Origin of the sequence: Lactiplantibacillus sp. B652, assembly GCF_023806745.1 — a bacterium.
Classification (GTDB): domain Bacteria; phylum Bacillota; class Bacilli; order Lactobacillales; family Lactobacillaceae; genus Lactiplantibacillus; species Lactiplantibacillus pentosus.
Map to the genome: position 1 here is coordinate 1 of NZ_JAMSKY010000009.1, position 25,184 is coordinate 25,184.

Annotated in this window: 24 protein-coding genes and 1 pseudogene; 9 read left to right on the forward strand and 16 right to left on the reverse strand. The window is 48.1% G+C overall.

The features are described 5' to 3' along the window. Positions 1-114 precede the first annotated feature (114 nt). Together MZO40_RS11215 and MZO40_RS11220 are read left to right on the forward strand one after the other, a co-directional pair. Positions 115-411 (forward strand): annotated as a pseudogene (locus MZO40_RS11215) (metal-sulfur cluster assembly factor); the annotation flags it as partial. Positions 412-565: 154 nt separating this feature from the next. Continuing rightward, entirely contained in the window at positions 566-1,987 is a 1,422-nt protein-coding gene (locus tag MZO40_RS11220) for a DASS family sodium-coupled anion symporter (RefSeq protein ID WP_252133285.1), read from the forward strand. Between the two features lie 267 nt (positions 1,988-2,254). Here MZO40_RS11220 and aroB read toward each other — a convergent pair whose 3' ends face one another. The 5 genes from aroB to MZO40_RS11245 all read right to left on the reverse strand — a co-directional run bounded on the left by aroB (position 2,255) and on the right by MZO40_RS11245 (position 9,396). Then, a complete protein-coding gene (gene aroB, locus MZO40_RS11225; RefSeq protein WP_252133286.1) occupies positions 2,255-3,361 on the reverse strand; it encodes a 3-dehydroquinate synthase in 1,107 nt (368 codons plus the stop codon). 8 nt (positions 3,362-3,369) lie between these two features. Next, on the reverse strand, positions 3,370-4,365 hold the full coding sequence (gene aroF / locus MZO40_RS11230) for a 3-deoxy-7-phosphoheptulonate synthase (protein WP_105962098.1): 996 nt from the start codon (positions 4,363-4,365) through the stop codon (positions 3,370-3,372). A 52-nt stretch (positions 4,366-4,417) separates the two neighbouring features. Then, positions 4,418-5,311, reverse strand: coding sequence for a shikimate dehydrogenase (locus tag MZO40_RS11235; protein ID WP_105962097.1), 894 nt, complete (start codon positions 5,309-5,311; stop codon positions 4,418-4,420). A 15-nt stretch (positions 5,312-5,326) separates the two neighbouring features. After that, complete coding sequence (tkt, locus tag MZO40_RS11240; protein ID WP_105962096.1) at positions 5,327-7,339, reverse strand: transketolase; 2,013 nt, start codon at positions 7,337-7,339, stop codon at positions 5,327-5,329. 956 nt (positions 7,340-8,295) lie between these two features. Then, the gene (locus MZO40_RS11245; RefSeq protein ID WP_252133287.1) at positions 8,296-9,396 is read right to left on the reverse strand and encodes an Ldh family oxidoreductase; all 1,101 of its coding nucleotides are present in this window, start codon (positions 9,394-9,396) and stop codon (positions 8,296-8,298) included. Positions 9,397-9,658: 262 nt separating this feature from the next. On the opposite strand from MZO40_RS11245, the gene MZO40_RS11250 reads away from it, so the two are divergent. Both MZO40_RS11250 and MZO40_RS11255 read left to right on the forward strand, forming a co-directional pair. Next, entirely contained in the window at positions 9,659-10,765 is a 1,107-nt protein-coding gene (locus MZO40_RS11250; RefSeq protein WP_122217445.1) for a hypothetical protein, read from the forward strand. A 178-nt stretch (positions 10,766-10,943) separates the two neighbouring features. Next, positions 10,944-11,813, forward strand: coding sequence for a DegV family protein (locus MZO40_RS11255; RefSeq protein ID WP_105962093.1), 870 nt, complete (start codon positions 10,944-10,946; stop codon positions 11,811-11,813). A gap of 210 nt (positions 11,814-12,023) precedes the next feature. Here the strand turns inward: MZO40_RS11255 and MZO40_RS11260 are convergent, their stop codons facing one another. From MZO40_RS11260 to MZO40_RS11270, 3 genes are all read right to left on the reverse strand, one after another. After that, a complete protein-coding gene (locus MZO40_RS11260; protein ID WP_165860950.1) occupies positions 12,024-12,182 on the reverse strand; it encodes a hypothetical protein in 159 nt (52 codons plus the stop codon). After that, a complete protein-coding gene (locus MZO40_RS11265; RefSeq protein WP_252133288.1) occupies positions 12,175-12,846 on the reverse strand; it encodes a zeta toxin family protein in 672 nt (223 codons plus the stop codon). The genes MZO40_RS11260 and MZO40_RS11265 overlap by 8 nt, the downstream gene beginning before the upstream one ends. 209 nt (positions 12,847-13,055) lie before the next feature. Beyond that, positions 13,056-13,292: a type II toxin-antitoxin system Phd/YefM family antitoxin gene (locus MZO40_RS11270; RefSeq protein WP_105962091.1), complete on the reverse strand. Its 237-nt coding sequence runs from the start codon at positions 13,290-13,292 to the stop codon at positions 13,056-13,058. Positions 13,293-13,562: 270 nt separating this feature from the next. On the opposite strand from MZO40_RS11270, the gene MZO40_RS11275 reads away from it, so the two are divergent. Both MZO40_RS11275 and MZO40_RS11280 read left to right on the forward strand, forming a co-directional pair. Next, positions 13,563-14,156 carry a type IV toxin-antitoxin system AbiEi family antitoxin domain-containing protein gene (locus tag MZO40_RS11275; protein WP_050338964.1) on the forward strand — a complete coding sequence of 198 codons (594 nt, stop codon included), beginning with the start codon at positions 13,563-13,565 and terminating at the stop codon, positions 14,154-14,156. Then, on the forward strand, positions 14,153-14,995 hold the full coding sequence (locus tag MZO40_RS11280) for a nucleotidyl transferase AbiEii/AbiGii toxin family protein (RefSeq protein ID WP_252133289.1): 843 nt from the start codon (positions 14,153-14,155) through the stop codon (positions 14,993-14,995). The genes MZO40_RS11275 and MZO40_RS11280 overlap by 4 nt, the downstream gene beginning before the upstream one ends. Before the next feature lie 171 nt (positions 14,996-15,166). Here the strand turns inward: MZO40_RS11280 and rpsI are convergent, their stop codons facing one another. From rpsI to pplA, 8 genes are all read right to left on the reverse strand, one after another. Beyond that, positions 15,167-15,559 (reverse strand): 30S ribosomal protein S9, encoded by a 393-nt coding sequence (gene rpsI, locus MZO40_RS11285; protein WP_003638099.1) that lies wholly within the window; start codon positions 15,557-15,559, stop codon positions 15,167-15,169. Positions 15,560-15,572: 13 nt separating this feature from the next. Beyond that, positions 15,573-16,016: a 50S ribosomal protein L13 gene (gene rplM / locus MZO40_RS11290; RefSeq protein ID WP_003638098.1), complete on the reverse strand. Its 444-nt coding sequence runs from the start codon at positions 16,014-16,016 to the stop codon at positions 15,573-15,575. A gap of 108 nt (positions 16,017-16,124) precedes the next feature. Continuing rightward, complete coding sequence (gene truA / locus MZO40_RS11295; RefSeq protein WP_050338966.1) at positions 16,125-16,913, reverse strand: tRNA pseudouridine(38-40) synthase TruA; 789 nt, start codon at positions 16,911-16,913, stop codon at positions 16,125-16,127. Positions 16,914-16,979: 66 nt separating this feature from the next. Further along, positions 16,980-17,780, reverse strand: a complete 801-nt coding sequence (locus MZO40_RS11300) for an energy-coupling factor transporter transmembrane protein EcfT (RefSeq protein WP_252133290.1) — start codon at positions 17,778-17,780, stop codon at positions 16,980-16,982. Then, positions 17,770-18,660 (reverse strand): energy-coupling factor ABC transporter ATP-binding protein, encoded by an 891-nt coding sequence (locus MZO40_RS11305; RefSeq protein WP_252133291.1) that lies wholly within the window; start codon positions 18,658-18,660, stop codon positions 17,770-17,772. The genes MZO40_RS11300 and MZO40_RS11305 overlap by 11 nt, the downstream gene beginning before the upstream one ends. Next, a complete protein-coding gene (locus tag MZO40_RS11310; protein WP_162985067.1) occupies positions 18,636-19,478 on the reverse strand; it encodes an energy-coupling factor ABC transporter ATP-binding protein in 843 nt (280 codons plus the stop codon). The genes MZO40_RS11305 and MZO40_RS11310 overlap by 25 nt, the downstream gene beginning before the upstream one ends. Positions 19,479-19,561: 83 nt before the next feature. After that, the gene (locus MZO40_RS11315) at positions 19,562-20,674 is read right to left on the reverse strand and encodes an FAD:protein FMN transferase (RefSeq protein ID WP_050338970.1); all 1,113 of its coding nucleotides are present in this window, start codon (positions 20,672-20,674) and stop codon (positions 19,562-19,564) included. Between the two features lie 228 nt (positions 20,675-20,902). After that, entirely contained in the window at positions 20,903-21,826 is a 924-nt protein-coding gene (gene pplA, locus MZO40_RS11320; RefSeq protein ID WP_252133292.1) for an extracellular electron transfer flavoprotein PplA, read from the reverse strand. A 284-nt stretch (positions 21,827-22,110) separates the two neighbouring features. On the opposite strand from pplA, the gene MZO40_RS11325 reads away from it, so the two are divergent. From MZO40_RS11325 to MZO40_RS11335, 3 genes are all read left to right on the forward strand, one after another. Then, positions 22,111-24,021 (forward strand): FAD-dependent oxidoreductase, encoded by a 1,911-nt coding sequence (locus tag MZO40_RS11325; RefSeq protein ID WP_105961505.1) that lies wholly within the window; start codon positions 22,111-22,113, stop codon positions 24,019-24,021. A 93-nt stretch (positions 24,022-24,114) separates the two neighbouring features. Then, entirely contained in the window at positions 24,115-24,609 is a 495-nt protein-coding gene (locus tag MZO40_RS11330; RefSeq protein ID WP_252133293.1) for a NusG domain II-containing protein, read from the forward strand. Positions 24,610-24,612: 3 nt separating this feature from the next. Beyond that, a complete protein-coding gene (locus MZO40_RS11335; protein ID WP_050338974.1) occupies positions 24,613-25,182 on the forward strand; it encodes a Gx transporter family protein in 570 nt (189 codons plus the stop codon). Positions 25,183-25,184 lie beyond the last annotated feature (2 nt).

A 25,184-nucleotide genomic window follows, 5' to 3' on the forward strand; every position in this document is an offset into this window, starting at 1 on the left:
TAAGTCGGGACGAATGAGTTCAAATTGTTGGCGGGAAATATTGCTTGGGTAGTTCATGACTAATCACCTTTTTTGAACTATCATACCAAATATATTAGATTTTAAACAAGTTCTAAGGAAGCGGCGTTAACCGCCTTACGAACCGTCATCGACCCCGAACTCGGCGTTAACATCGTCGACCTGGGGTTAATTTACGACGTTGCTTATGACGCCGACCTTCAACTGTGTACCGTCACGATGACGCTCACCATTATGGGCTGCCCATTGACGGGCTATCTGGACGACCACATCAAGGCAGCACTAGGCGCGTTGAATGATGTTGACCAGGTGCTCATTAATCTTGTCTGGGAACCTGCATGGTCAGTCGCTAAGATGTCACGAGCTGCCAAGCTAGAACTCGGTTTACACTGACATGTCTACTCTGAGGACCGATTGGCTAGTTGAACATTCAGAGATGACCAAACGACTGGTAAGTATGCCAGTTGTGATTGATACCCCACAGCCTGACCGAGCCAGTTCAGACTAGCGTACCTCAGCTGAAGTTAATTGAAAGGCGGTTTTACGTATGTCACATTTGAATCCAGTCAACTATCGAAAACTCATTTGGCCGCTCAGTTGTGGCCTGATACTTTGGCTGGCTGCCCCGCTGCGTCCAAGTGATTTGAGTTTGCTCGAATGGCAAATGTTGGCAATCTTTGTCAGTACCATCATCGGATGTATTACCCAACCGATACCCATCGCTGGGGTCGCAATCATCGGCCTGACCTGTTGTGTGCTATTGGGCGTCACGCCGATTGATACCGCGATTGCAGGATTTGGTGATAGTACGGTCTGGATGATCGCGATGGCCTACTTTTTATCTTGCGGTTTTGTCAAAACGGGTCTGGGTCGGCGAGTCGCGTTAGTGTTCGTCAAATGCTTCGGCAAACGAACACTCGGACTAGCCTACGCCCTAATTGGTGTGGACTTAGTCACGAGTCCCGCGACACCGAGTAACACTGCGCGTGCTGGCGGCATCGTCTTTCCGATTATCGAATCACTAGCCAAAGCGTACGGTTCCGACCCGCAACAAGGGACCCAGCGCAAAATCGGCGCGTTTCTCATGATGACCGCCTTTCATGGCAACATCGCAACCAGTGGCCTATTCATGACAGCCATGGCGCCAAACCTAGTCGCAGTTGCTTTAGCGGCGGCTCTGCACGTTAATATTACTTGGACTGGCTGGCTACTGGCCGCCCTGCTGCCCGGTCTCATCAGTCTGATTTGTGTTCCTGCCATCATTTACAAACTTTATCCACCTGAAATCAAAGATACGCCGAACGCCCAATCCTGGGCCCATCAAGAATTAACTAAAATGGGACCGATGCGGTTACCAGAAAAATTTATGGCGTTGATTTTCGGCTTGGCGCTCATCCTCTGGATCCTCGCCAGTTTGATTGGCCTAGATGCGACTCTGGTGGCGTTTATCGCCGTCTCCCTCCTCTTAATTACCGGGGTCCTCAGCGTTAGTGACTTGCTGCACGAAACTGGTGCTTGGAACACCCTGGTCTGGTTCTCAATTTTGATTTTCATGGCCGGACAGCTCAACCATCTCGGCTTTATCCCGTGGTTATCGGCCGCTATTGGACAAGCATTGCACGGCGTCAACTGGATGTGGGTCATGGCAGCGTTAATGCTGGTCTACTTCTACACCCATTACCTGTTTGCCGGCGCAACTGCCCACGTCTCAGCCATGTACGCTGCATTCTTAGGTGTTGCGATCTCAGCTGGCGCACCGCCAATGTTAGCGGCCCTGTTACTCGGCTTTGATGGTGCGATTTTCAGTTCAACGACCCACTATGCCAACGGTCCCGCATCCATCATGTTTGGCCCGGGCTACGTCACTCAAGCAACTTGGTGGCGCTTGAATTTCATCCTGGGCGGCTTTTACTTACTCGTTTGGGGTGTCGGCGGAACCCTCTGGATGCACGTGCTGGGATACTGGTAAATTGTCATGCTGTGCTCAAATTAGTGCTGGCAAAACATGGGCCAGCCAATACAAAAACTCGGTCAGCAATGCTGAACCGAGTTTTTTGTGCTTGCGCGTAGGACACCTGGTGCGCTTTATTATTTCGTATTAGGCTTGATTCAATCCGGGCTCATGGCATCTACCAACATCATCTTTAAGTGTTAGCGTGAGTGCACGCTTCGTACAGAAACCTGAACGTTCAATTTTCTGTACGACTCAATCACGCACCTATCAGTCATCTTGACGTCAGTTGTCAGTCGGCCCCGCCACCTCTGTCGGTAACTGCCACAAGGGCGCCACCCAGGCGGGAAGTTCTGCGACAGGTACCGGTGCTAATTTGGGCTTACCGATTGCATCCAAGTAGACCCAGGTTAACGCGTCGTGATGAATTTTTTTATCATGGTGCATCACTGCCACCACCTCAGCGGATGCAATGGCTGGCAACTTGGTCGGTAAGCCGACCGCGCTCAACCGGGCAGCAATCGTTTCTGCCAACTCAGCAGGTGCTAATCCGTGCATGGCGAACAATCGACTGACTTGAACGAGGCCAATTGCCACCGCTTCGCCATGCATCAAACAGCCGCGTGCTAGTAGCTCGAGGGCGTGACCAATCGTGTGACCAAAGTTCAAGAGCTGGCGCTGACCTTGCTCGTGTTCATCTGCCATCACGATTTGGGCTTTAAACGCCACGCTGGCCGCAATCAACGCTGGTGCCGCTGGTAAAATTGCGGTGACATCAGTAATGGGTTGTAATAATGACCAGAAATCGCCACCGACCAATGCAGCACACTTGACGATTTCCCCGTATCCCTCCGCCAACATCCGCGCTGGCAGTGTTTTTAGCGTGTCAGGATCAATGACAACGAGGTCTGGCTGATAGAAACTACCAACTAAATTTTTACCCGTTGGCAGGTCGATTGCGGTCTTGCCACCGACCGAACTGTCGACCTGTGCTAACAAGGAGGTCGGCACTTGGATCAGGCCGATGCCCCGCATATAGGTCGCCGCGACAAATCCGGCTAGGTCACCCACGACACCGCCGCCGAGTGCCAGTACCCCATCGCTGCGCGTAAAATGGGCGCGGCTCAGCTGGTCGATCAGTCGTTCAACTTGTGCCCAACTTTTACTCTGCTCGCCAGCCGGCACCGTCAGCACGTGCACCTGAAACCCGGCCGCCTTCAGTGCCGTGACCACTGGTTGGGCGTAATGCGGATGCACGTTCGTATCCGTGACAACGGCCACTTGACCGGGTTGCCAGACTGTTTTGACCAGGTCGCCGAGCTGTGATAGGGCGCCGGTTCCAATTTTGATGGCATAAGATTTGGTTTTAGTGGTAACGTTAATTGTTTTCATAAGCGTGCCTACGCCCAAGTCCGCATCAAGTCGTGCAACTGGAAGGCTTGGCGCGCCATCTTCAAGTAAGTCGCGGGCTTGAGTGCCTGAGGACCGTCCGACAAGGCCTTAGTCGGTTGGTCGTGGATTTCGACGATCATTCCACTAGCCCCCGCCGCAACCCCGGCCATGGCCATTGGCGTCACCAGCTCCCAAGTACCGACCGCGTGACTAGGGTCGACGATAACGGGGTAGTGCGTCAGCGATTGCAAGACCGGTACGGCCCCTAAATCAAACGTGTTGCGGGTGTACTTATTATCAAACGTCCGGATGCCCCGTTCTAAAATCATGATTTGATGATTACCACCCGCGGCAATGTATTCAGCTGCGTTGAGAACGTCATCGATGGTCGCCGACATGCCGCGTTTTAATGCAACTGGAATCTGGGTTTGCCCCACCGCTTTGAGTAACGAGAAGTTTTGCATATTGCGGGCACCGATCTGGAAGATATCCGTGTATTTCGCAACCATGGCAACGTGTTCATCATCCATGACTTCCGTAATCATATCGAGGCCGTGCTTATCGGCAGCCGCTCGTAAGTATTGCAGCCCGGTCTCACCGAGTCCTTGGAAACTGTATGGTGAGGTCCGCGGTTTGAAGGCGCCACCCCGGACGATCGTCGCGCCACCCTGCTTGGCCACAGCGGCCATCTGATCAACGTGTTCAGCACTCTCAACCGAACAAGGGCCGGCCATCATGACGAACTGGTCACCGCCAATCACACTATGGGGTGTTTTAATAATCGTATCTTCGGGATGAAATAAACGGCTACTTTGCACAGCAGCGGGTACATCCGTCAAAATTTCGGTACTGGCAGCTTTAACATCCGCTGGCAGTTGATTGGCCGTGATACCTTGAATCGCGATGCGCTCGTTATGTGTGAAGATCTCGTGGTCGGCGCCAAATTGGCTCACTAATTTGGCCTGCATGGCCTGGGCAGTTGCTGGTTTTAAAATAATAATCATGATAATTCCTCCAATATCAATTCTCAAATTTTAGGTCTCAAATTTTGATGCGTTAGGCCCGTGCCGCAAGTGGCTGGCTGGCTTGAATACTTGCTAACATATCTTGTCGGACTGCTGCGACTGGCATCGGCTTCCCCGTCCAGAACTCAAAGGCCAGGGCACCCTGCCAGATCAACATACCGAGCCCATTATGATTGTGACAGCCCTGTTGACGAGCCAGTCGTAGAAAAGTCGTTTCCAGTGGTTGGTAAATCACGTCATAAACCGTTTGTTGCGGTTTTAACTGACGAATTGTCTCAAGTGGTAACGGGATGCCAGTTGTTGTCATCCCAATATTCGTCGCATTAATAATCAAGTCACTGGACTGCGCCACTTGTTGCATCTGCTGATGGTCTTCATAAGCAACTAATTTCAACTCAACGCTGGTCGTCTGGCTTAGCTGTTCGAGCCAGCGTTTGACCGCGGAAAAGCGCTCATTGTTGCGCTTGAAGACCGTCACGCTCGCGACACCATAATCCAGTGCGGCAGCGATAATCGCCTTACCAGCCCCGCCCGCGCCGAGCACCATCACCCGTTTGCCTGTCAAATGCAGACCTTGGTGTTGTAAATCTTGAAAAACGCCTGCGCCATCCGTGCTATCACCAATCAACTTGCCATGAACGTTCTTGATCGTATTAACTGCTTGAATGCGTTGTGCACGCGGGGTCAACTCATCCAGCAGTGGGACGACAGTTTGCTTGAAGGGCATCGATAAGTTGACCCCGGCGATGCCCATGCTGCGAATTCCGGCAATCGTGCCTGCTAGCTGGTCGGGGGCAACGTCAAACGCTAAGTAGCGGGCGTTTAGCCCCCAGTGATCAAAGCTTAAATTATGCATCCGCGGTGAGCGACTGTGCCGTGCGGGGTGCGCGATAAATCCAAATAACGCCGTTTCTCCATCAATCATATGACGACTTCCTTTCTAAATAACGCGTAACTGTTGTGTCGTATCAATAGGCAAACGCTGGTAGGTCTGCACGATGTCCTCAGCGGTAAACCCGTTGGCGGCCAAGACTTGCTCAGCCGCGCCACTCGCGCCAAAATGGTCGATGCCGATGACCGCGCCATCCAGTCCGACGTAGCGTTCCCAACCGAGGGTCGCCCCCATCTCGATAGCGACGCGCCGCCGAACTTGTGGTGGCAAGACTTGCGCTTGATACGTGGCTGATTGCCGTGCGAAATTCTCCATTGATGGCATGGAAACGACGCTGACGTCTGTGCCTTGCGCCGCCAATTTGGCTTGCGCTTGCAACGCTAAATCAACTTCGGATCCACTCGCAATCAAAATGCCCATCGGTTGCTTGCCGCGTTGTGGTGACAACACGTAACCGCCGCGGGCGACCCCGGTCATCGCCAACGACTTGGAATGCGGTAACACCGCTAAGTTTTGGCGGGTCAAAACTAACACAGTGGGATGATTCGTCGCATTGATTGCCTGCCACCATGCAGCGACGGTTTCATTTGGATCAGCGGGTCGAATCACCGTCACATTCGGTATCAACCGCAAGCTCATCACTTGTTCGATCGGTTGATGGGTCGGTCCATCTTCACCGACCGCGATCGAATCATGGGTGAAGACGTAAGTGACGGGTAACTTCATCATCGCTGCCAGTCGAATTGCCGCACGGGTGTAATCGGAGAAGACGAGGAAAGTTCCACCAAAGACGCGTAAGCCGCCATGAAGTGCCAGTCCGTTCAGAATCGTCCCCATTCCAAACTCGCGAACCCCAAAAGCCAAGTTGCGTTGTTCAGGACTCGCTGGCGTGGCTAGTTGGTCCGTTTCAATGGTCGTTTTGTTTGAACTCGCCAGGTCCGCTGCGCCACCGAGCAAGCCCGGTAACCGGTCAGCTAATTGTTGAATCACCGTATGACTGGTCATGCGTGATGCTTGCGCCCCTTCGTCAAAGGTTGGCAGGCTAGTTGCCAAGTCGACTGGCAATCCATTATGCAGCTGTTGGTCAAACTGGCGCTGAGTCGCAACGGGTAACTGATCTCGTTGTGCTTGCCACTGGACATGAGCAGCTTGACCGCGCCGTTGGATCAACTCGTGCGCGCGTTTGGCAATCGCTGGTAAGACGGTGAACGGGGCGGCATCCCAATTCAGCGTTGCGCGCAAACTTGCCAAACCGGCGGCGCCTAATGGATTCCCATGAACGGCGTTGGTGCCAGCTTGGGGTGCGCCGTAGCCAATCGTTGTTTTAACGGCAATTAGACTCGGGCGGGTCTCCTGCTTGGCCCGTTCGATGGCCGCGTTAATGGCCCTCAAATCGTTCCCATCCGTGACCGTTTGCGTGGCCCAGCCGTAACTATCGAAGCGTTGGTTGACATCAGTGCGAAATGAGCGACTGGTCGGTCCATCTAGTGAGACGCTGTTATCGTCGTACAACACGATTAGCTTGCTCAACTGCTGATTACCGGCAAAGCTGGCGGCTTCGTGTGAGACACCTTCCATCAAATCGCCGTCCCCGACCAACGCGTAGGTGTAATGGTCAACCAATTGTGGCGCGTTCGCGAATTGGGCAGCTAAGTGCCGTTCTGCCAGTGCCATCCCGACTGCCATGCCTAAGCCTTGTCCGAGTGGTCCGGTCGTCGCCTCCACGCCATCAACCACCCCTAATTCCGGATGCCCCGGTGTATGACTGCCAAACTGGCGGAAGTGCTGCAGGTCTGCCATTGTCACCTGAAAACCGCTCATATGTAACAAGCTGTAGAGAATCGCTGAACCATGCCCAGCCGATAAGACGAAGCGGTCACGGTTAGACCATTGTGGCTGTTGCGGATCAATGCGTAAGTGCCTGCTCCACAACGCCCATAACATTGGCGCTGCACCCAGTGGTAGTCCCGGATGCCCAGAACCCGCACGTTCAATCATTTCTGCACTCAATACCCGTAAGTTGGCCACGGCCAAATCATCAATTTCATCAAATTTTTGCATATAATTCGCTCCTTTTGCGTGTTCAGTCGAATGTCGGTCACATATTGGATCACATATTAGGTAACATATTAGGTAACATATTAGGTCGAAAAAAAGGCTCACAGTTTTCACCAACTGTGAGCCTTTTGCCTCGTCCCCGGGTATCCCAATCGACACCGCGGCTAAGAAGCCGGAAAGTCACACAGTGGTTGTTCACAACACTGATATGACTTTCCATAAATTTTAATCATGTCAAAATTTACTGGTCACATCCGTTGCGAGGGCGTGCCTCGCAGTGGATGCCGAGGCACTAAGTAAACCAGTAATAATAATACGAATTCAATTGTGCATTGCTCGTAATCGTCATGATTAAAATCTCCTTAATTTCTAATGTGTATTTGATGATTTCAAATATACGGCTAACCGATAGAATTGTCAAATGATTTTTGCAAACTTTTTCTATTAATCGTCAAAAATGACGGCTATCACAACCAATTTAATCAGCAATCTGATCAATCACTATCGCTAACCAGCGCTGACAAATCAACATTCTTTAAGACACTGCTCATGAGATGATTTTTGAAATTAACTTCCAGAATTTTTTCAAAAATAAATTTTAGGACGGCGTTTATCGATGTTCACGGGCGAACTCGTCTAAATATACCTACTCGTCAACGTCAAAGCGGCCAGTTTACCCCCACAAGTCAGTATCATACCGGGCCATTCCACCAAACAAATCGCCAGCTTCCGTCGTTCATCTTAATTGAATGACTTGTCCGAACGACTGCTCAAATCGTACCTCCTCATTCCCGTACAACACAATCACAATCAGCACGACGAACTCCTCCCCAATCACTGATAGCCACCCACGGTAACCAAAAATAGCGTCGCCAGCATCATCATTCGATACCGACCACACTATCGTCAGTTGATGTGACCTGAATTTTAGTCACAATCATTGTCACAGTTACACTAATTTAGTCGTTCAAGGACGCCTTCAATTCAGCAGGAACCGCCACGCCAAATTGCGCTCCAACTTGCTGCATTTCCGTCAATGTCTGGGGATCGATGCTGACTCCTTGAACCAGGTTTTCATCATAATGCCGGTATTCGCGGTCACCTGGAATCATGATTTTCGTTCCTGGCAAGTGTTTCAAGTGGCGAATCCGGTCAAACATAGTCGTCACATTGGCCTTTAACACATCGGGGTCACCAAACAGTGCCGGGTCGATCGTCATGAAGAACTGGCTGAAATCATGTTTACCCGTATTGGTGTCCGCTGATAACGACCCCTGCGCCAGGATTCCGGTCAGTAACTCAATGATCAACGAATTACCAAAGCCCTTGTAGTTGGAGTTGACTTCATCTGGGCCACCCAGTGTCAGGACACCCCCACCAGGACGGTCTTCCGAAAAGGCAATCTTGGCTAAATTATCCTCGACCGTCTGAGCGTCGTGTAAGACGTTGCGGTGCTCATCAACCGCCCAATCACCGGGAATTTGTGCGCCCTTTTTAGCGAGCACTTGAATCTTCCCACTAGACACGACCGCCGTAGCCCCATCGAAAACGAACGGATGTGGGTCGGCCGGGAAAGTAAATGCTAGGGCGTTTGAGCCTAAAAAGGCTTCTGTCGCGTTCGTCGGTACCACTAATGGACGTGTATTGGTCTTCGAAATCCCGATCAAGCCAGCTTTGCAAGCCATCCGCGAGTAATATCCCGCGGTACCAAAATGGTTTGAATTGCGAATGACGGCTAAGGAGACGCCCAGCTTCTTCGTTTTTTCAATCAATTTGTTCATCGCAAAAGCGGAGGCAATCTGTCCCATGCTCTGATTGGCGTCAATCAGTAGACTCGTCGGGGTTTCGTTTAAAATCTTCGGTTGGTGTGCCGGTTCCAACGTGTGGTCCTGAATCATCCGCGTATACCAAGCCAGGCGTTGAATCCCATGTGAGGAAATCCCCCGTAAGTCCGCGTCCACTAAGGTGTCAGCTAGTAACGCCCCATCCTTAGCACTAAACTGTTGCGCTTTAAACACCGCTTCCAAAAATTGTCGTTCTGCTTCCGCACTAATTCGCATATGATGTCATCCTCCATAATTAAGGCCGCATACCAGATGAGTTGCCGGTCGTTTTTATACCGACTATTATCCGGTTGTTAATTAAGAATTTCAAGAGAATATGTAAATATAATTAAATTAAAATGTGAGCCAGTTTCATTTTAACAACTTTTTGATTTTTCCTCATCACTCATTTTGTTATTTAACTAACCTTCTGCTCGTGAACAATCTCTCCGGGGTCCCATGCTATAGTATGACTAAACAACGCTTGGGGGGCGAGGTTATGCGAAAGAAATACTATTGGGGTTTAGGCTGGTTGACACTAGTTGCAATCATCACGCTAGCAGTCACGTCCGCTGACGCTAGCCGGGTCCGGTCTGTTCTACCGACCCCGTTTAATCCGAGTCGCACCACGTCAACGACCGCCGTTTTTTCACCCACGACCTTGAATCAAACGATTCAGCACTATCCGGACTTAGCACGACTCATTTCATCCGACTCACCGCTGTCCCCGGCTACCGCCACCGTTCAGCCGGGGTTGCAAACTACCCTGTCGCGTAACCTGCACAACGGTGCGTTAGTCACATCACCCAATATGATTCCACAAGGCATGACACTCGCCGGTCGCTATCGCCTCATCACCGCGTACGATGCCACTGGTCAAACGCAATCAGTGATTTACGTTCAAAATCGTCGCACCAACCGCTTGGAAAACACGGTCCTATTACGCGGTAAACCACACGTTGGTGGTATCGCGTACGACCCGCGTCACCGCCGGATCTGGCTATGCAGTCATCGTCGTAATCACGGTCTTATCGCCAGTCTGCCATTAGCCACCGTCCACCGCTTTAATCCAGTGACGATGCGGGCCGTACATTACCAACAACGCTGGCTACTGCCGAACTTATCGAACGCTTCGATGCTGACGTATCATCACCAGGCGCTGTACGTTGGGCAATTCAAATCTGGCCACCCCACCCTGATGGCCCGTTTTCCATTAAACACGGCTGGTCACCCGATTGCCGCAGTACCAACCGCAAATTCAAATCCAACGCACACACACCGATTGCAACGTGCTGTCAGCGACTGGCAAAGCAATTTACCTGCCAACCTCCAAGGCATCACGTTTTATCGTCAGTACGCCTTATGCTCACAATCATACGGTCAGCACGCATCAAAATTAGTCATACTCAAAATGGCCGCCGCTTCAGCAGTGCCAGCCCCGACCGTCATAGCCACGTATCGGTTACCACCGCAGCTGGAACAAATCACCGTTCACGGTCATCGGTTGCACTTGCTGTATGAAACCGGGGCCGCAGCATATCGCCAGCAACAACCCGACGCCATCGACCGCGTTTTGACGATCAGTTTGTCGCGACTCCTCGACTAGCTTCAGCCGTCGCATAGCCTGTTTCGGCAAGCATTGCCACTTTTCGTTTGCCACAACAGTTCGTGCACAACACCTGTGAGACTTTCAGAAATAACCGATTCATTTTCATGATAAATCCCACACGCCACCGTAAATAAGCGTACAATGTAACGGTAAGACTATTTAAGGGAGAACGCATATGTATCAGTTATTAACAGATTCAACCGTTGATTTACCATATCAACTGCTTCAGGACAATGACGTGCACTTTGTGTCCATGAACGTCACCATTAATAACCAGGAATACGTGGATGATCTGGGACACCATTTTAATTTAGACCAGTTCTATCAACAGATCGGTAACGGCGTCATGCCCTCGACCGCCCAAATCAATATCGGCCAGTTTGTCGAATTCTTCAAACCGTACGTCCAAGCTGGAACGCCAATCCTGTACCTCGGCTTTTCATCCGGCTTGAGCGGGACGTTTAACAACGCTGAGCAAGCCAAAACAATGCTCCTGCAAGACTACCCGGACGCGGAAATCTATCTGGTCGACTCCTTAGCGGCTTGCTGCGGTGAGGGGTTGATGCTCCTCGACGCCATCGATAAACGCAACGCTGGGATGCCAATTGACGAACTCGCAGCCTGGCTGACGGCCAACCGTCTATACTATCATCAGTGGTTCACGGTCGATGATCTCAACTACCTGTATCACGGTGGGCGCGTGTCCCGGACATCGGCCACAGTTGGTTCATTACTACAAATCAAGCCGGTGATGGATGTCGATCCCCAAGGCCATTTGCGCCCAGTTCAAAAAGTGCGTTCACGGCGTCGTTCATTATCAGCCCTCGTGAAAAACACGCTGGCTGATTGTCGTAATCAGGACGACCCGCGCATTATTGTCGCAACTAGCGATGCCGATGATGCGGCACAAACAGTTCGTGACCAGATCCTAGCCAAACTTCCGAACGCCGAAATCATTCTCGCCAACATCGGACCGACCATTACGAGTCACACTGGCCTGGGTTGTGTCGCCGTCTTCTCATTTGGAAAAACTAAACGTCAATAAATTAAAAATCACGTTCGGCTCGATCCAACAGTTGTGTTGGTGGGTGAACGTGATTTTTTAGTTCGGATGCAAGTGCAATGCCGTGCAGTTAGGCGACTGAGCGACGGGTGATTTCAAATGATGCTGCTGCCGGCGCACTCGTTTGGAATTTTGCAGGGCATAAATTTCAGGACAACATAACGTTGCTTGTAAACCATTCAGCCATAATTGCTATTCTAGTCCGGCGACTTGACGTTGCTTCTTGTTAGCCTGTTGGGCCACGTAATGAAGTACCGTTTTATATTCCTGACGCGTCGCTTGTTGGGAAAATAACGCAAAATCATGATTATATTTTGCCATAATGGCATCGACTTCTTTTTTTTCAATCATTTAAACGGGCCTCCAATTCAGTTTTACTAAACAAAGTGGGCAGAATCAGGTCAATATTTTCAACATCTTCCATGATATCCTCAATATTATCTTGATAATTTTTCAGGATTAAAGATAATTCAATGTTGTCGCCAAACAAACGCTTGGCTTCCGCGACATTGGTTTGAGACTTGTCATAAGCATTGATGAACCGCTCTTTAGGGACAACCTGGCCGGCTTTAATCGCGCGAGCTTTAGTGAAATCCCAGGCAACCACTGGATCTTGATTGACAAAATAGATGGTCGTGTCATAATCATGATCTAACGCGCGCTGAATATTCATGGTGGCACGCGAGAAAGCAAACGTCCCATCAAGGATAAATGAATAGTGTTTTTTAATCAGGCGTGTGAAACACCAGTCCACTAACCAGGCTGATCCGCGCTGAAAATCGGCAGCGTTCTGACCAGTATACCCAGGAAAATATTGTCTGAACCAATCCGCATCCAATCGCACTAGTCCGGTGCCAAGTTTCACAAATTCTTCAGCGACTTCCGTCTTCCCCACTCCAGGTGTACCCGCCATAAAAATCGCTTGTTGCCGCTGATTGACAGGACTATCTTTAACGAGCATCTCCCAAAATTCTAGTTTGTGTTGTTTGGCATAGCTTAGTGATTCATCGCCCATCGGTCTGTCCCTCCTCCAAAATTAACGTTCTTAATTCATTTCAACAGTCCTATATCCTCAATAATCGCTTATCGTCGTCACTCATTGACAGAACGGCCGTAGAAATTTTATACTGCCACTTTCCAGCGGTACTGGTGCATTGGGCCCTGCGACCATGTCTGTTCATTGGTCAGAATGATTAATAATGATATTTCAAGGACGAGATTATACTATCCACCACTATGATCATTGAACTGTGCGGCGCCACGATTAATCTCAGCGCGCGTTTTTTCACTCGATAACAGATACATCGTTTCTTGCATGGCATCGTAATCGCGTTTTCCGATAACCACTATTGCATTCTCAGGCTGTTTCGTCGTTACCAGCAGCGGATCAGAATCATGATTAACTTGTTTCATGTAAGTACTGAGATTCCGTTGAAACTGGTTGTATGGAACCGCACGCATGACATTCACCCTTTCTCTAACTTTAATTAGACAATTTTACGTACAGGTATGCAAGCTTTTGCGAATACGACTTGATTGTTAGCAAATAACTATTGATCGCGCAGTTTTAAACATGATGATGTGGAGCATCGCACTAACTGCAGACACTATGTTTTTTTGATAAATAATTAGGTCCATCCTCAGAAAACACATTAAAAGTTGCATGTCTCCCTCCCACCCTATATACTATAAACATCATGAAACATAGTATATAGGGAGGCTTTCACAATCATGGATGATTTAAGGAGACTTGAACGTGATTTTCCAACATTTACTTTTAAAACTGCGCGAGAATACGGACTATCAAAAGATCAAATTCGGAAGTTATCAACCGATGGGGCTATCGAAAAGGTTGACCGTGGTATTTATGTTTTTCCCGGCTATCTACTTGATGAATTTAGCTTAATCAGTCAAAAATTCTCTCGTGGTATCTTGTCATTAGTTAGTGCCTTGATTATTTATGATTTAACTGATGAAATGCCGCTGCATTATGATGTGACTTTTCCACAAGGCTATCACCCAAGCTCGTCAGCTATCACCAAATACCATCTCAATGCGCGCTACCTTTCAAAGAATCGTTATTTACTTGACATCACAACCCGCCAAACCGAAAATGGCGGTACGGTTAATGTCTATTCTAAAGAGCGAACATTACTCGATGTTTGGGAATCAAAGCAACTCCAACCCTACATCAAAAATGATGCCCTACAAAGATATTTGGCCAGTTCACCTGCTGCAGCACAAATCAGAGCATTAACTGAGCTCAAAAACAACTTATATCCTAACAGTACGTTACTAAAAGTAATGGAGGTTTATCAACAATGACAGAAGTGGATAAAATTTTACCACAAATCAGCAAACGTGCTCGTGAACTAGGCTATAATATTCAACATTTTCAGAAACTATTTTTTCTAGAACATTTTTTAAAGCAGATTTCTGAATCTGATTATGGCCATTACTTTGTGCTTAAAGGTGGATTTGAAATTCAAAGTTTAGTTGGAATTGAAAACAGGATGACTCAGGATTTAGATGCAATCTATATTGGGCCAACTTTACAACCAAATCGATTAAAAACCATCCTCAATGAAGTTTTTGAAAAATCCGATGATTATATCGGCTTTAGCATTAAGTCAATCGTGCAAAAACAACTTGATGATGATTATCCTGGAATTCGGGTTACTTTATTAGCCAAAATGGGTAAAAGCAAAATCAACGTCAAATTAGATATTTCCAAAGGTAACCACTACGAAACAATTCCAATCACGTTTAACCATAAAAGTATTTTAAATAGTGATGAATCATTTAAAATTTATGCCATTCCAGTCGAAAAAATATTAGCGGATAAATTATCTGCGTTTCTAAATCATGGTATGCTAAACACTCGAGCTAAAGATTTATTCGACGTTTACTCATTATCGATACTCTATCAACAGGATATCCAGCAAACACTTCTAACAAAAGAATTTTTCAAGAGTGCTGCATTTGACCACATTCCAACGAAAACCGTTGAGAATCGCGTTTCTGAAATTAATGCCCTATCTAATTCTGAAAGTCTATGCACTTCATGGCAACAATACCGCCGACAATACGACTATGCAAAGGAACTTGACTATACCACAGTACTTGAAACACTTCTCAATCTAACCAAGAAAATTAAAGATTAGTATCAAGATTCAAAAGACTTACCACATCACGTTCCTAGCCATCAAGCGCTTGCCTTGTTACACTATATCCTGCCATTATTTGATATTTTCGCCAAAAAAAGCACCCGTCCGCAGACAGGTGCTTTCTCATATAGCCAGAAAATGTTGTTATACCAACGTTTTTGGATAATATTAACGTTTTGAGAATTGTGAAGCTTTCCGGGCTTTCTTCAAACCTGGCTTCTTACGTTCCTTCATACGAGCATCACGAGTTAAGAGACCCGCGCGCTTCAAAGGAGTACGGAAATCTGGGTCAACTTCGAGCAAAGCACGAGCGATCCCATGACGAGTTGCGCCGGCTTGACCATGGAAGCCACCACCATTAACGTTAACTAAAACATCATATTGATCAGTTGTTTCAGTTACTTCGAATGGTTGTAACAATTCCTTGCGAATATCTGCAAATGGAATGTAATCTTCAACAGATTTGTCATTCATAACAATTTTACCAGTACCTGGTACTAAGCGTACGCGGGCTACTGAATCTTTACGACGGCCTGTGCCGCGATATTGTACTTGAGCCAATGTAGTTTCCTCCTTAGATTAAGTTAGTGATGTCCAAAACTTCAGGCTTTTGCGCTTGTTGCGTATGTTCTGCACCAGCATAAACATGCAACTTCAAGCCCATCTTGTGGCCTAAAGAGTTGTGAGGAAGCATACCCTTAACTGAAGTTTCAATCAATTTAGTAGGTTCCTTTGCTAAGAAGTCACCGGCAGTCCGTTCCTTTAAACCACCAGCATAAGCAGTATGATGATAATAAATCTTCCGTTCTGCTTTCTTCCCAGTTAAAGCGACCTTGCTTGCATTAATAACGATAACGTTATCACCAGTATCCACGTTAGGGGTAAAGGTAGGTTTGTTCTTACCACGCAAGATTGATGCGACGACAGTTGAAAGACGACCCAAAGGTACATCGGTTGCATCAACTACATACCATTTACGATCAATTTCACCTGGTTTAGCCATATATGTTGTACGCACGTTGTGTTCCTCCATTTTCTGTGTTTGTTTGACACTCAATAAGATTTCCGGGGCTTATCGTGGGGCAAACAATACCAACGATTAGTTTACCTAACTTAGCCATAGAAGTCAATACTTAATCAAATCTGCTTGTAATTCATTTTGTTCATAATACACTTTTTTCATATAAAGTCCAGCCGCTGGTGCCGTTCCGCGGGCTTGTTCACGGTCCTTAGTCGCCAGCAAGGCCGGAATACAGTCGACTGCGCGGCGGCCTTGCCCGATTTCCATCAGGACGGCCACCATGATACGCACCTGGTTATATAAAAAGCCGCTGCCACAAAATTCGAATTGAATCTCATCTTCATCCGGTAGCGCCCACGCTTTGGCAGAATAAATCTCCCGTACGTGATCATGCGCTTGCGACCCAGATGCCACGAAGGTCGAAAAATCATGGCGTCCTTCTAGATCGCCAATCGCCTGTTGAATCCGCTCAATGTCGGCATGAAATTTGAAGTGTCCCGTATAGTGGCGTTTAAACGGGTCGACAAATTCATTCTGGTAGGCCCGATACCAGTAGCGCTTGCCAACGGTATCGTAGCGCGCATGAAAGTCCGGCGCCACGATTGACACGGCCTTGATAATCATGTCCGTGGGCAGCATACTGTTTAATCCCCGTCGGACCCCCTCTGGCTTGATTTCATATGGCAAGTCAAAATGTAGCGTTTGGCCAAAGGCGTGTACGCCGGCATCCGTCCGCCCAGCACCATAGATCACAATCGGTTCGGCCGGGTCCTTCGCCATTTTATTGACCGCCTTCGTCAGAACTTGTTCGACCGTCCGTTGGTGTGGTTGGCGTTGAAATCCTGCAAAATTAGTTCCGTCATACGCTAAAACAACTTTATAACGCGTCGTCACAGTATCCCTCCATCATTTAAAAACGTGGGCCGCCATCGTCTGACGCCCACGTTGAATTGACTTGTTTTAGGCTTGTAAAAAGACCAATACGACCGTTAATACCGCAAAGCTCACGGTCGCCCAAGTGTCACGAGCATGCCACTTGAGAATTCGATACTTGCTGCGGCCTTCGCCACCCTGATAACCACGGGCTTCCATGGCCGTAGCTAAATCTTCAGCCCGGTTGAATGAGCTGACAAATAGTGGAATCAATAGTGGCACGACGGCACGCATTTGTTGAAAAATATTGCCTTCACCGAAGTCGACACCACGCGCACGTTGGGCATTCATGATTTTCTCAGTTTCGTCCATCAATGTCGGCACGAAGCGTAGCGCAATTGAGAGCATCAGTGCCACTTCATAGACCGGAAACCGGACTGCCCGCAATGGCATCAGCAGATACTCGATGGCATCCGACAATTCCAGCGGTGGCGTCGTTAGCGTCAAGAGCGTGGACATGAAAATGATCAGCACGAACCGGAAGAAGATGTAGACCCCATTGACGAGTCCAAACTGGCTAATGGTGATAATGCCCCATTTGAAATAAACGTGGCCACCACTGGCACTGAATAGGATCTGCAAAATCACCGTGAACAAAATCAGCCAAATCAATGGTTTAACCCCATTGATGAAAAACGACCATTTGACACCTGACAAATAAATCGCAAACAGCGTAAAGGCAAACAACACCGCGTACGTCAGCCAATTATTGGCGATAAAAATGATCCCGATAAAGTAAAAACTCAGTAACAACTTGGCGCGCGGGTCCATGTGGTGGACCACTGACTCGCCGGGAATGTAGCGCCCAAAAATCAATTTATTCATCATGGGTCGCCACCCCCTTCGCTAAGGCGGCCGGTGGTAATTGTTGCATCAAATCGTGCGCAAATTCATCCTCCGTCAGTGGCAGCGTATCAAACTGCCAGCCTTGTGCTTGCAAAGTCCGAGCAAAGGCAGTCGTCTTCGGTAATCCTAATTGATGAGCCGTCAGCCATTCGGGGTCTTTAAAAATATCCCGTGGCGTGCCGGTCTTCACGATTTTTCCCTGGTCCATCACGATGACGTTATCCGCGTAATTGGCAACGTCGTCCATCTGATGGGTGACCAATACGACCGTCAAATTCCGCTCATGGCGCAGTTTGGCAAACATTTCCATCATATCCAAGCGTCCTTGGGGGTCCAAACCGGCAGTCGGTTCATCCAACACCAGCACCTGGGGCTGCATCGCTAAAACACCAGCAATCGCGACCCGTCGCATTTGGCCACCTGACAGGTCAAAAGGTGACCGCGACAATAGTGATTCATCTAAGCCAACCAAATCCAGCATTTCAGCGGCGGTTTTCAAGGCATCTGCCTCACTGACGCCAAAGTTCTGGGGGCCAAAGGCAATGTCTTTTTCAACCGTCTCTTCAAACAGCTGACTTTCTGGAAATTGAAAAACGATGCCCACGTGTTGCCGAAGTCGCTTCAAATCCTTGTTGCTGGTAGTTGGTGTAATCACTCGTTCACCAATCGTCACGGTCCCACTAGTGGGTTTCAGTAAGGCATTCAAATGTTGCAGCAAGGTCGACTTGCCGCTACCGGTATGCCCAATCAGTGCCGTATACGAACCGGTGGGAATCGTCACGTTGATGTCACTTAGCGCCTTAGTTTCGAACGGCGTACCCGGTTGGTAAGTAAAATCTACTTGTTTGAACGTAATTGCCATAACCAGTCCGCCATTCCTTTCTCTGTTAAATAATTGGTGGGCACTTGTAAGCCTTGACGTTTCAATGCCGCTTTTAGCCGTTCCGCGTACGGCATATCGAGTCCCATTTTGATCAATGCTTCACCGTGTTGGAAGATTTCAGCGGGCGTGCCTTCTTCCTTCAATTGGCCGTCATTGATAACCAGCACGCGGTTGGCACTTGCCGCCTCGTCAATATCATGTGTGATCGATAGCACGGTCAATTCCGAATTGGCCTTCATCTCGCGAATCGTTGCCAGAACTTCTTGCCGTCCGCGGGGATCCAACATCGAAGTGGCTTCGTCCAGAATCAAAATCTGTGGTCGCGCCGCAATCATCCCAGCCAGTGCCACCCGTTGTTTTTGACCACCAGACAGCCGGGCCGGTTCCCGGGTCGCGAAGTCTTGCATATTGACTTGAGTCAGCGCCGTTTTGACACGGGTCAGCATCTCTGGGCGTGGAATCCCTTGATTTTCCAAGCTAAAGGCAACATCGTCTTCCACCGTCGCCCCCACGAACTGGTTATCCGGGTTTTGGAAGACCATCCCGATTTCTTTACGAATATCCCAGACGGTGTCTTCAGATAACACTTGCCCGTCGATTTTAATCGTACCCGCTGCTGGTGCGAGTAAGCCGTTCAGGTTCTTAGCCAGTGTCGACTTACCTGAACCGTTATGGCCGACAATGGCGACCCACTCACCCGGCATGACTGTAAATGAAATATCATGTAACGTTAACTGGTCCGCTGCCTGTTGCGGGTAGCGATAATCTAAATGTTGAACGTCAATAATCGGATTCACCATTGTCCCTCATTTCCTTAAAATTCATGGTTATTATCATACCATATCTCACGCGCGTTGGTTTAAGCAAACCTCACACAGACCTACTTTAAATCACTCGTCGGACCAAATTTATAGCCGTCATCGCCAAATAGCGTGAATTTCTTCTTCAGATTATCAGAAACGTACACCTTCTTGTCCTTGGTAATAAAAATAGCGCCGATTCCTTGGTCTGCTTTACTATTGATGTACTTCATGCCGCTGCGCAAGCCTTTATCAAACGTGGCCGTCGACAGCGCATCGCCATCAACTGACTTTTTCGAAATGATCGAGACACCCATCAAGTTATTCTGATAAGGCGCACCGGTTTGCGGATCCATCAAATGGCTGTAAACTTTACCATTCTTTTTCAGGTAACGCTCGTAAATACCGGAAGTCACGATCGACATATTCTTAGCCGGTAACGAGCCAATCGCCGTGCCCCGTGATGCTTTCGGGTCTTGAATGCCGACCGTCCAATTGCCAGACTTAGTGCCCTTTGGACTGTCACCTAAGACATAAATATTACCCCCAAGGTCAATAATAGCCGTAGAAACGCCGTGGTCCAGCAAGTAAGTCTTCACTTGATCAGTCATGTAGCCTTTCGCAATGCCGCCCAAGTCAAGCTGCATCCCCTTTTTCTTCAGGTAAACCGTCCGTTTTTTATCGTTCAATTTAACTTGGCGATAGTCGACCAGTTTGACGTTGGTCGCAATTTCTTGTTTCGTCGGCACCTTCGCATCGGAAAAACCGATGTGCCAGAGCGACGTGATTGGTCCAATGGCTAAATCAAAGGATTCATCCGAATTTTCACTGTAGTAATAGGCTGCTTTGATCATCGGATAGATGTCCTTGCTAACGGTGACCGGGTGCTTACCAGCAGCCGCGTTGATTTTGTCGATTTCGGACCCTTTTTGATTGACCGTAATCTTTTTAGCTTCAGATTTCAGCAACTTAAAAGCACCGTCCAAAACCTTGTCTTTCCCTTTATTATAAATCCGTAGCGTCACCACGGTCCCCATCATGAACTGGGTATCTTCGATCGGTGTCTTGATCACCTTGGTTGGCTTCGGCCGACTGCTAGCGTTTTTTTGTTTACTGGAAGTGATTCCACAAGCAGACAGCGGTAAAATCAGTACCGCAATTAACCCAATTTGAATCCATTTTTTTAGCTTCATGCCCAATACTTCCCCTAGTTTATAATTTCAATCGTCATTATACCAAAAATTGTCCTAACATTTATACCAAAATTGACGCCATCCGGTGATGCTGATACAGTCGCTGCGACCCTTTTTAAGGCCAAAACGAGTTCTGCCTTCACCAGCTATGTCGTCTGATTTCGCTTAAGTAAAACAAAAGGCCCTCAGCATGCGCCTCAGGCCTCAAAAATTTAATCGTTAACTTGCTTATTCAGAGAAAATCATGTTGTCAACCGTGATCGTGTTAGTGTCACCCTTTTGTGCGGCATTTTGTAATTGTTCCGCATAAAGAATGAAGGTGCTGGATGATTCAGTCGCACCCGTCACAACGTCAACCTTAGTTGGATCACTGCTCTTGACCAAGGACTTGTTCAAAGCTGGTTGATAAGTCTTAGGATTGGTCTTAGCAACCTTCTTCATCTGCTTGTTGTAAGCAGCATCGTCAACTTTGGACTTGCCGTTCTTATTAACTTGGTTATATTCAGACTTAGTAATCTTGTTGTCCTTGACCGTGATGGCAAAGGTAACTTTATAACCATGTGAGTAGTTCTTTTCGTTCAGCTTGTAAGTGCCATCCTTCATCTTAGCGCCATTGTCGATCTTGATGGTAGACTTGTTACCCGCTTGCGCAGCTTGAACGAGTTGTTGCGTGTAGTTTTGGAACGTCTTGGAAGATTCCGTAGCACCCGTAACAACGTCGATGGAACCAACGTTACCAGTTGCAGCGGAGCCGGTCAACGTCTTGTTCAACTTAGGCATGTAAGTCTTAGGGTTGGTACCGGCGATCTTCTTCATTTGCTTGTTATATGAAGTATCGTCAACCTTGGACTTGCCGTTCTTGTTCACTTGGTCATAACTGGACTTTGTGATTTTCCCCTTATTGTTGACGGTGATGCTCATCTTAGTGCGGTAGCCATGTGAATAGTTTTGTTCTTCGAGCGCGTAAGTACCCGCTTTCATTTTGCTGCCGGCGGTTAATTTAGCAACCTTCGTTGTCTTAGCTGAAGAACTTGAAGAAGATTTCTTCGATGAACTTGAGCTTGAACTAGAAGAGCTGCTACCACAACCTGCTAAAGCTAATGCGGAGATTGCCACAACCAAGGCACCCGTAATAACTGATTTGATTTTCATGATATCCCACTCCTAACCTTTTTTGTATGAAAATTCACATTAATCTTAACGTTTTACCTGCAAATAGTCAATCCTATTTCATTAAATAAATGATATTTAGTCCCAGTATTGACGCATTTGGTAACGTTTTAGGTCATAACTATCATACCACTTTTTCTGGGTTCCATATAATGTGATTTATTATTCATTCTATCCCATAATCCATAGACAACCGCTTACATTATCGTTATAATTGTTAGTGGAATTATCTTTTTACACTATTTATTCAAGGGAGTTGTTACGCAATGGCAAAGAAAAATATTGTCGTTGTCGGTGCGGGGTTTGCTGGCGTTTACGCAACCAAAAAACTGTCCAAGCATTTTAAGAAAAATCCGGACGTTGAGATTACGTTAATTGACCGACATTCATACTTCACGTATATGACTGAATTACATGAAGTTGCCACGGAACGGGTGGAACCTGAGCATATTCAATATGATTTGCAACGGTTGTTCGCACGACGCAAAAATGTCCGTTTAGTTACGGATACGGTTACCGGCATTGATAAGGATGCCCAAACGGTCACAACTGAGCATGGGAGTTATCAATATGACCAACTGCTCATTAGTCTTGGTGGTGAATCCAATGATTTCGGTACGCCAGGGGTTAAGGAACACGGCTTTGAATTGTGGTCCTTCGAACAAGCGATGGCTTTGCGGTCACATTTATCAGCAATTATTCGGCGGGGCGCGGCAGAACTCGACCCTGCAAAACGCAAAGCGATGTTGACGTTCACCGTCTGTGGTTCTGGATTCACGGGGTCCGAACTAATTGGTGAACTGATTGAATATCGGGACGTCTTAGCACGGGACAACAAGCTCGACCCGAGAGAGATCACCTTACAATTAGTGGAAGCCGCCCCAACCATCATCAACATGCTCAATCGGACGCAAGCTGGTAAGGCTGAAACCTACATGAAGAAGCATGGTGTGGATATCATGACCAACTCCATGATTACGGAAGTCTTCGAAGACCACGTCAACTTAAAGGGCAAAGATCCGATTCAGACTTATACGTTGATCTGGACAGCCGGTGTGCGGGCCAACAGTATTGTCAAGAAGTTCGGTATCGAAACCAATCCACGGGGTGGTCGGCTGGTCGCCAACGAATTCATGCAAGCTAAGGACAGCGATAACATCTTCTTAGCTGGTGATTCGACGAGTTACCAAGAACCTGGCCAACCACGCCCAGTCCCACAAATCGTTCAAGGGGCTGAAGAAACTGCGGCTAAAGCGGTCGAAGGTATCATCAAGAACGTCGACAAGACCGATGTAACGATCAAGCCATTCAAAGGCGCTTATCAAGCATCCGTTGACTCGATTGGTTCTAAGTACGCCGTGGCTCAAGTCCTCGGCAAGTGGAACGTTTCAGGCTTTATTGCCGTTCTATTGAAGCACGCGATCAACTGGTTGTATTATGTTCAGATTTTCTCTGGCTACTACCTATTCCAGTACTTCATGCACGAATTCTTCCGGACACGCAACAACCGGAACGTCTTCCGTGGCTGGGTCTCACGTGCTGGTAACGTCCTCTGGAGTGTGCCATTACGGTTCTTCTACGGCGCAATGTGGTTGTGGGATTGCTGGACAAAAGTCCAGGGTTCTGAATCGTGGTTCACGGACAAGTTACGTTTACCGTTTGCCTGGCTACAAGCCGCCGCAACTAGTGGCGCTTCCGAAGCAACTAAGGCGGCTGCAACCAGTGGGGCCTCAGAAGCGGCTTCATCGACTGCCACAGCGGCTAAGGGTGTCTTCAGTCTTTCCTATATGTATGGTAAGGAACCACTGATGGTCTTTGATAAAATGCCACACTGGTTCGAATCAATCACCAAGTTCTTCGTACCAAACATGCAAATGGCGCTCTTCTTCCAGAAGTTTATGACCTGTGTCGAAATCGTCATCGCCCTTTGCATCTTCTTCGGACTATTTACTTGGTTTGCCAATGCAGTCACCATCGGCTTAGTCGTTGTCTTCTGCTTATCTGGCATGTTCTACTGGGTCAACATCTGGATGGTCTTCGTCGCACTCGCTTTGATGAACGGGTCTGGTCGGACATTTGGTTTGGACTACTGGGTCGTTCCGTGGATGCAAAAGCACCTCGGGCACTGGTGGTACGGCAATGTTCGTTCCCATTACGACGGTGTTAAAACCCGCTAGATGCGTTATAATTAATTAAATCCTTTCCCGATGGTTCGAGGGTGATTATTTTCCCTTGAACCATTTTTTACGTGACTGATTGGAGGGTTGACGATGCGTAAATTACGGGCAATGATTCGAACGTTCAAGCGCTACGGGGATATGATCAAACCGTTTGATATCATTATTATTGTTGCGTTGATTATCCTATCGTTCACCCCACTAGCGATTTTTTCATATCAGCAAAAACAGCAGGCCGACCGCGCAACCTTAGTCGCCAAAAAGCAAAAAAGGACCAAGCAGCAAGCGACATATACCGCCGTCGTTTCACACGATGGTACGGTCCTCAAGCGCGTCAATATTACGAAGCTGAAACGGACGACGACCTTCACGTATCGTGACAGTCATGGTCATTACAACACCATCACTTTTGCCCCCAAGCGGGTCGCCATCACGAAGGCCAACTGTTCTGATCAAGTTTGTGTGCGCCGGGGATGGATTCATAAACCTGGCCAGACGATCGTTTGTTTGCCACACAAACTCTTGATCGAGATCAAGTCCAGCAATGGTCACGTCAAATCAGGTGGCAACGGGCTAGTTACGGAGTAAAGCATGCATAATTCATTTGAACAATCGAATAAAACTCATCGCAATATTTATATTGCACTGCTCGTCGCCCAGGGGGTCATTATTGGGATTCTGGAACGGATGATTCCCTTCCCGTTTGCCTTCGCGCCGGGTGCCAAACTGGGACTGGCTAACCTCATTACGATCGTCGCCATCTACACGCTTTCGTTACGAGATGTCATCACCCTGACTTGGTTACGGCTGATTTTAACGGCCCTGATTGGCGGCACCCTGTCGACCTTTCTGTATAGCTTTGGCGGCGCGTTTCTCAGCTTGTTTGCGATGCTAGCCGTGAAACAACTGGGGCCACGACGCGTAAGCATCATCGGTATTTCAGCGACCGGGGGCGTCATGCATAACGTGGGCCAACTGCTCGTCGCAAGTCTCATCGCGCAGACTTGGACGGTGATGCTATACTTGCCGATACTATCGATTATCGGCTTGGCAGCTGGTATCGCACTGGGTATCGCAGCCAATTACTTGTTCACGCACGTGACGACGCTTCGTTATCTCAGATTCAATCGAGAACACCTCTCAGGTCAAAAAAAGGAGTAACA